Origin of the sequence: Myxococcus sp. CA039A, assembly GCF_013336645.1 — a bacterium.
GTDB lineage: Bacteria > Myxococcota > Myxococcia > Myxococcales > Myxococcaceae > Myxococcus > Myxococcus llanfairpwllgwyngyllgogerychwyrndrobwllllantysiliogogogochensis.
In genome coordinates this window covers 1-6161 of record NZ_JABUMQ010000477.1, presented here as the reverse complement: position 1 = coordinate 6161, position 6161 = coordinate 1, and the positions used below count along the sequence as shown (strand labels likewise).

Genomic DNA, 6161 nt, shown 5'->3' with positions numbered 1-6161 from the left:
GGTACGGAGGGGCTGGTGTCCGGAGAGGGGTCATCCGGAGGGGTTTCCTTTTCCGTTCCTTTACTGCCGCAGCCTGCCGACAGCAGCAGTGAGAAAGTCGTGACAGCGAATGCCAGTCGAAGTTTCCGCAAACGGTGTTGCCTCCAGCAGGCCCAGCGAGGGGCACACCGCCACGCTCGGGAGCAGGCTCCCAGGCGTGGCAGGAGCCACCCTGTTCGGCGGACCCTGCGTCTGTTTGAGTGGAAGGCCCCAGCCCTCGCGCCGGCGGGCGAGGACGAGCCTTGCGACAGTCCCCAACGCGCTCAAACGTTCTGAATTCCAACCCCGCACCATTGACCAACGGGGCGAGTGGACAAGCCTTCCAGAGCCTGCTCGGGGGGCGGCTTCCTGGCGGGGGCTCAGGTGCCCAGTCGCCGGTACCACGCCTCGGTCCGGGGGATGGCGCCGCCCCCGAGCCGCAGCGCCATGGACTGGTCCGCCGCGATGGCGATCCACGGCGCGAGCAGCCGATAGACCTCACGGTACAGCGGCAACATCTCCGCGTGGTCGACATCGCCTGTCATGGGGGCGGGCCCTGCCTTGACCAGGGTGCCGTGCCGGGCTTCGAGCAGTTCGACCTCGGCGGGAAGCTGACTCCGCAGGGCCTTGAGCCCACCGAGTTGCTCCAGCGTCCCTGTGTCGAGCAGCGTCAGCCAATTCACGCCCTGGATGCCATTGCCGCCCACGGCCTTGGCGTCGAACGGGATGCGAACGATGTCGATGCCCGGGTGACGCATCGACATTTTCCAGGCGTGTGTCTCGCTGGCCTCCTTGTCATCGCGGGAGCACTCGAAGGCGAAGCCCGCGGACCCACAACGGAAGGAGAACACGTCGGCCAACCGCTGGACGAACGCCAGGAGGTCGCTCGGATTGTCCCGGGCTTCCCCCGCCGGGAATGCCATGGACAGGATGTTGGCCTGCTGGCTCGCATCCACGTTCCAGATTTCGAACTTGGTGGAGGGAGCATCCTGAGGCTTCTCGCTGACCTTCAGCTCCAGCGCGAGGTAGTTCTTGCGAGGCGCATCGGGGGCCAGCCAGGTGCCGAGCAGTCCGAGGACCCGCTTCGTGACCGGCTTGTGGGCCTTCATCGTCTCCGTGGCGTGGAAGGTCAGCCGCTCGGGTGGGCACCGGGTCTGGAACAGGTCCCAGGCCGACAGCAGCCCGACGGAGCCGTCGTAGAACGAGCGGCTGGTATACAGGTTGATGCCGAAGACCCAGGAGGTCAGCCGGATGCCGTCCTGGATGAGCTCGAGTTCGGAGGGTGGGGGTACATGCATGGAGTCGGGGCCCTTGACCTCCTTCGCCTCGAAGTCCGCGGCGAAGGCGCCCGAACATCCTAGAGGCTGTCCCGAAATCGAGCGAGCAGGCATGAGGGCCGAAGCCGGCCCGCCGGCCGCTGGCGTGGTGGCGGCCGGAACCTCATGTGAGTCGCCTCTCAGGGGACTCGTATTGAGTTCTGCTCCAGGCCCGCGGGCGCCAGCTTGCTGCGCCACTCAGGGAACTCCCCGAGGTTGACGAGTCCCGTGGCCGTGAATTTGCCACGGGGCCCCTCGTAACGATTTCGGTCCATCCTCATCTGGGCGCGGTATTGCGCGCGGCCCAGCCGCACGAAGAGCGGCATGTCGCGGAGGATGTTGTCGAACACCAACATGCCCGGGGCCCCCAGGGGTTCATCCGCGGCCAGCCGCAGTCCGGCGTCCGCCGTCCGCTGCACGAGGTTCGCGCGGATCTGCACCCGGTTGACCTGCACGACGCGGATGCCCTGTCCGTTCCCCCTGTTCGCGAAGTTGAAGATGTCGCTGATGGTGTTGTTCCGAATCAGCACGTCCACGGGCTGGTCCCCTGCCGTGGTGCCTCCTAGCGAGATTCCTCGGCCCGCATCGGAAATGGTGTTGGACACGAGTTGAACGTTCGTGGCGTCCGCGTGGATCACCACCGCTTCGGCCGCGGAGGTGCTCGCCTGCCAGGGGTAGCGCGACAGGTTGGGGAAGTCGAAGATGGAGTTGGTGCGCACAAAGACGGAGTCGCAACCCTTGATGTCGACGCCGTTCTCCCCGGCATCATGCAGTTGGTTGTGCTCGATATAGAGATACGCGGGTCTGTTGCCATCCATCTGACACTGCACCGAGTCGCCCGCGGTCTGATGAATATTGTTCTCCAGGACGAAGATTTCCCGCGAGGCGTTCTTGACCACGACCCCATGGGAGTCCGCCCCCGACTTCGAGAAGTCATAAATCTCGTTGTTGCCGATGAGGACATTGTTGGCACTGCTGATGACGACGCCGCCACCGGCTGTGCCTCGGTGTATCCGTGAGTCAATCAACTGCGAGCAATAGGTGTTGCGTTCGAAGAGCGCGGCGAACGATGCCTTGCCTTGGATGTCTACTTCCAGGGATTGGAAGATCCAGTAGGGCTGGCTCAAGGTCAGCAGGCTGCCCACGACACGTCCGGTCGGGGGGACGATGCGCGTCCTGAAGGACGACGCTCCCCTGACGAGGATGGGCGCGATGGCGGTACCCGCCCGGGTCGTCGACGGGTTGATGACGAGCTGCTCGGGATAGGTTCCCGGGCGCACCTCGATGATGTTTCCCGGCCGGGCGGCCTTCAGCGCCAGGGTGATGGTCCTGTATGGGTTGGAGCTGGAGCCCAACGGCCTGCTGGAGTTCCATGGCCCCGTGTTCGAGACGAACAGCGTTCTGTCCCGTGCGTCCGCCGCCGTCGGACACCGTTCCAGGAAGATCTCCTTCCCGTCAGGGGGTTCCACCAGCTCGGCCGCGACCTCCCCGAGGTGCATTTCGTCCTCGGATGGGTCCGTCGTCTCGACTCCACAGGCCAGCGTCAGCCCTAGCAGGAGTGAACTGAATGTGGGAATGAACCCACTCCCTCTTCGCTGCTTCCTCATGAAGGCCCTCCGCGACGACTGACAGCGGAGCACAACCTTCCCATCGAGGAGTCGGTCCACAAGCATCCTGCCCCCAAGGTGGACGCGAACGCCGCGCGGGCCCCAGGACTCCTGGGCGGGTTGGGCTCGAAGGTCTACCCGGCCCAGGGAGCGCAGCTCTACATCCTCTCGCTGAGTGGCGGTGGCAGGACGCTCGTCAGCCCCCTGCAGCGCGACAACGTGAACCAGAGCCCCTCTGTCCAGCGGGCGGTGGTCTCTGGGGGCTCCCTCTTCTTCTCCCGTGTTCGCCCCGGGCGCCGGGATGGGCCGCGGCGCTGTAGCCACGGCAGGAGCGCGAGCAGCACGAGACCCCCAGGGAAGGCGCCCCCCGTGGTGGAGCACCCGCCCTCATCCGGGGGCGCGGGGGGCGGTTCCGGCCGATACGCGGGGACCAGGACGACGGGGATGGTCGCGGACAGCCCTTCGTCATCGGTCACGGTGACGCTGAAGCCGAGCTGCTTCTCCCCTCGAGCCCACGACTCCGAGGCCGTCCAGGAGAGCCGTCCGGTGTCGCTCAGCTGGACCCACCTGGGGGCGTTCGCGCTCAGGGTGAACCGGAGCGTGTCACCCGCCACGTCATGGGCGGGGACCTGGTACTCCATTCGCTGCCGGGTCGTCACGACCTGCTCGGGGATCGGAAGGACAAGAGGGGCTGTGTTCTCGACGGGAACCTCGAAGGTCCGGTCGAAGTGGGTCGTCGCCGTCTCCGCGCGCACGATGCCCCGCTGCGAGGACTGGCCGGTGACGTTGTCCGCATACACATGACGGATGAAGGGGCTCTCGCTCTCCGCATCGAAGCTCCCGTCCGCGTCGAAGTCCCAGCGGTAGCGAAGGATGGGCTCGCAGGCCTGAACGGCGCGGGCGGTCAGCCTCGCGTCGACGGGCTCCACGCGCCCCGCGCTCTCCCACTCCACCTCCTGGATGAAGGGAGGGCCGCAGACCGCGACAGCGCCCCACGTCTGGATGGGAGAGGTCTTCCCTTTCGCGTCCATGACTCGCACGGCGAAGCGGTGGGGCCCCCCATGGGATGCGGAGAACACCCGCGTGAGTCGCCCGATGGCCTTGGGCCACTCCCCTCCCGCGGTGCTCAGGACGAGGTCCGCCGCGTATGGAGTGAAGCGCTCTCCGTCATGGAACAAGTCCCATTGCACGACCCAGGGACCGATGGTGCCGTTCGCCCGGAACCAGACGGTCAGCTCGAACGGATGAGAAGTCTCGGGCACCAGGATGTTCGCGTCGACCCGCACGTCGGAGGGATAGGGCTTCTGGTAGTCCGTCAAGAACTGCAGGGTGGGCGAGACGACCCCAAGGGAGTCGATGAGCTTCACGGCCGCAACCGTCGCCTCGGGGGCCTGTGGAACGAGCCGGACGGACGAGTTCGTCTCCTCGCCGGGGTGGGAGGTCCCTGGCGCCGCCGTCGAGATATCGACGTCGAAGCGGCCTTTGTAGTCGACATCCCACTGGACCTCCCAGGGCCCTGGGGAGCCACGTCCGCTGAAGTCGATGGAGAACAAGGCCACCTCTCCCAGGGCGGGATTCCAGGATGCGCGCCCCTTGTGGATGGAGGGGAGGGCAGGGAACCTGGGATGAACCGTCACCGCATCCTCTCCCGGGAAGGTGAAGGTGACGGCGCCCGTCTCCGGGGGGGACCAGTGCGCGGTGGCGATGCCATCACCGGCCACCAGGTCGGCGCCCAGGCCGTCGTCGAGGAGGTCGATGCTGCCAGGGGGGCTGCTCATGAGCACCGTCACGCGACCCGCGGCCTCGCCACAGCGGATGTTCAGCGCGGAGAGGGTGACGCGATCACCAGGCTCTCCCCAACTCGTGCCGCTGATGAACACCTCGCCCTGGGGCGCCAGTCGCCTTGCCACTGTCTGGTTCTCACAGCCCATCGAGCCCACTCCATCCGTACCGATGGCGCGGATGCGGCGGCCCGTCACGCTGACGTCCCGCAGGGCGGGCACCTGCTGCCCTCCGCTGAGCACCAGGTTGCGCAAGGTCCGCCAGTCGCGCGCGGGCACCTGCGCGGACAGGAGCGCCACGAGGCCGGCGACGTGGGGAGCCGCCATGGAGGTCCCGCTGTAGGCGGCATACCCGCCTCCCGGCACCGTGCTCAGGATGGCTTCTCCGGGAGCGAAGACGTCCACGCGCTGGGAGCCGAAGTTGGAGAACCAGGCACGCCGGTCCGACGCGTCCGAGGCACCAACCCGGATGAGGTGCGGCAGCGAGTACTCCGCTGGATATTGGGAGCCCCAGTTCTCGTCGAGGCTCATGGCTGTATTGCCCACGGCGGTCACGAAGAGGATTCCCGCGGGCAGGTTGCGCGCGATGGCTCGTTCGAGCTCTTGCGAGGGGAGGCGCCCTCCCCAGGAGCTGTTCGTGGCGACCACGTTCACCGGGTGCCGTGCTCGCGTCTTCAGCTCCGCGACGTAGTCGAGGCAGCGGATGGCGGCCGCGCCCGACAGGTTTCCATTCGCGTCCGTAATCCTGCAGGCGATGAGCTTCGTGCGGGGGCTCACACCCGTGACGCCGCGTCCGTTGCCACCGCGCGCGGCGATGATTCCAGCCACGTGTGTGCCATGGCCATCGTCGTCCCTGGGCGGCCTGGCCCCCGCCGCGTCCGTCGCGTCGATGCCGTGGATGTCGTCGATGTAGCCGTTGTTGTCGTCGTCGATGCCGTTGCCGGCGGTCTCCCCGGGGTTGACCCACAGGTTGTCGACCAGGTCCGGGTGCGTGAGGTCCACGCCCGTGTCGATGACGGCGACGACACCCGACTCACGCCCTTCGATGAGTTCCCACGCCTCCGGCGCATTGATATCCGCGTCCACGACGCCGAGCGTCTGCCCGACGTTGTGCAACCCCCACTGTTCGCGGAACCGTGTGTCGTCCGGCTGCGCGTTTTTCTCGAGGCGGTAGTTGGGCTCGGCGAACTCGACGCGAGGGTCCGCGCGATACTGTTCCAGGGCGCGCTCGACGCTCAATCCCACGGGAAGCCGGACGTGCTGAAGCCCGGGAGCCCCGCGGTACGCGTGGAGGACGCTCGCGCCCTTCACCACGTCAGCGCCGCTCGTGGCAAGGGCCTGAACGCCGCCACGGAACCGGACGAGGAGCTCTCCGTCGAAGTAGGGGCTCTCCTCCGTCGTGGGGCGGGACTCCGGCGACGGGGGCGGCGGCTCGGAGG

At 67.2% G+C, this 6161-nt stretch carries 3 protein-coding genes; all 3 read right to left on the bottom strand.

What is annotated here, in order from left to right:
- Window positions 1-398: 398 nt before the first annotated feature.
- Window positions 399-1409, bottom strand: a complete 1011-nt coding sequence (locus HR086_RS43770; RefSeq protein WP_174468607.1) for a type VI immunity family protein — start codon at window positions 1407-1409, stop codon at window positions 399-401.
- 65 nt (window positions 1410-1474) lie between these two features.
- Window positions 1475-2833 (bottom strand): right-handed parallel beta-helix repeat-containing protein, encoded by a 1359-nt coding sequence (locus tag HR086_RS43765; protein ID WP_254626725.1) that lies wholly within the window; start codon window positions 2831-2833, stop codon window positions 1475-1477.
- Window positions 2834-3099: 266 nt separating this feature from the next.
- Window positions 3100-6161, bottom strand: a 3062-nt coding sequence (locus tag HR086_RS43760) for a S8 family peptidase (protein ID WP_174468605.1), incomplete at its 5' end; no start/stop codon positions are given.

What these genes read in the sequence shown, in the direction of transcription:
- HR086_RS43770 (WP_174468607.1), bottom strand. Translation starts at nt 1,409, where the DNA reads ATGCCTGCTCGCTCGATTTCGGGACAGCCTCTAGGATGTTCGGGCGCC.
- HR086_RS43765 (WP_254626725.1), bottom strand. Translation starts at nt 2,833, where the DNA reads ATGCACCTCGGGGAGGTCGCGGCCGAGCTGGTGGAACCCCCTGACGGG.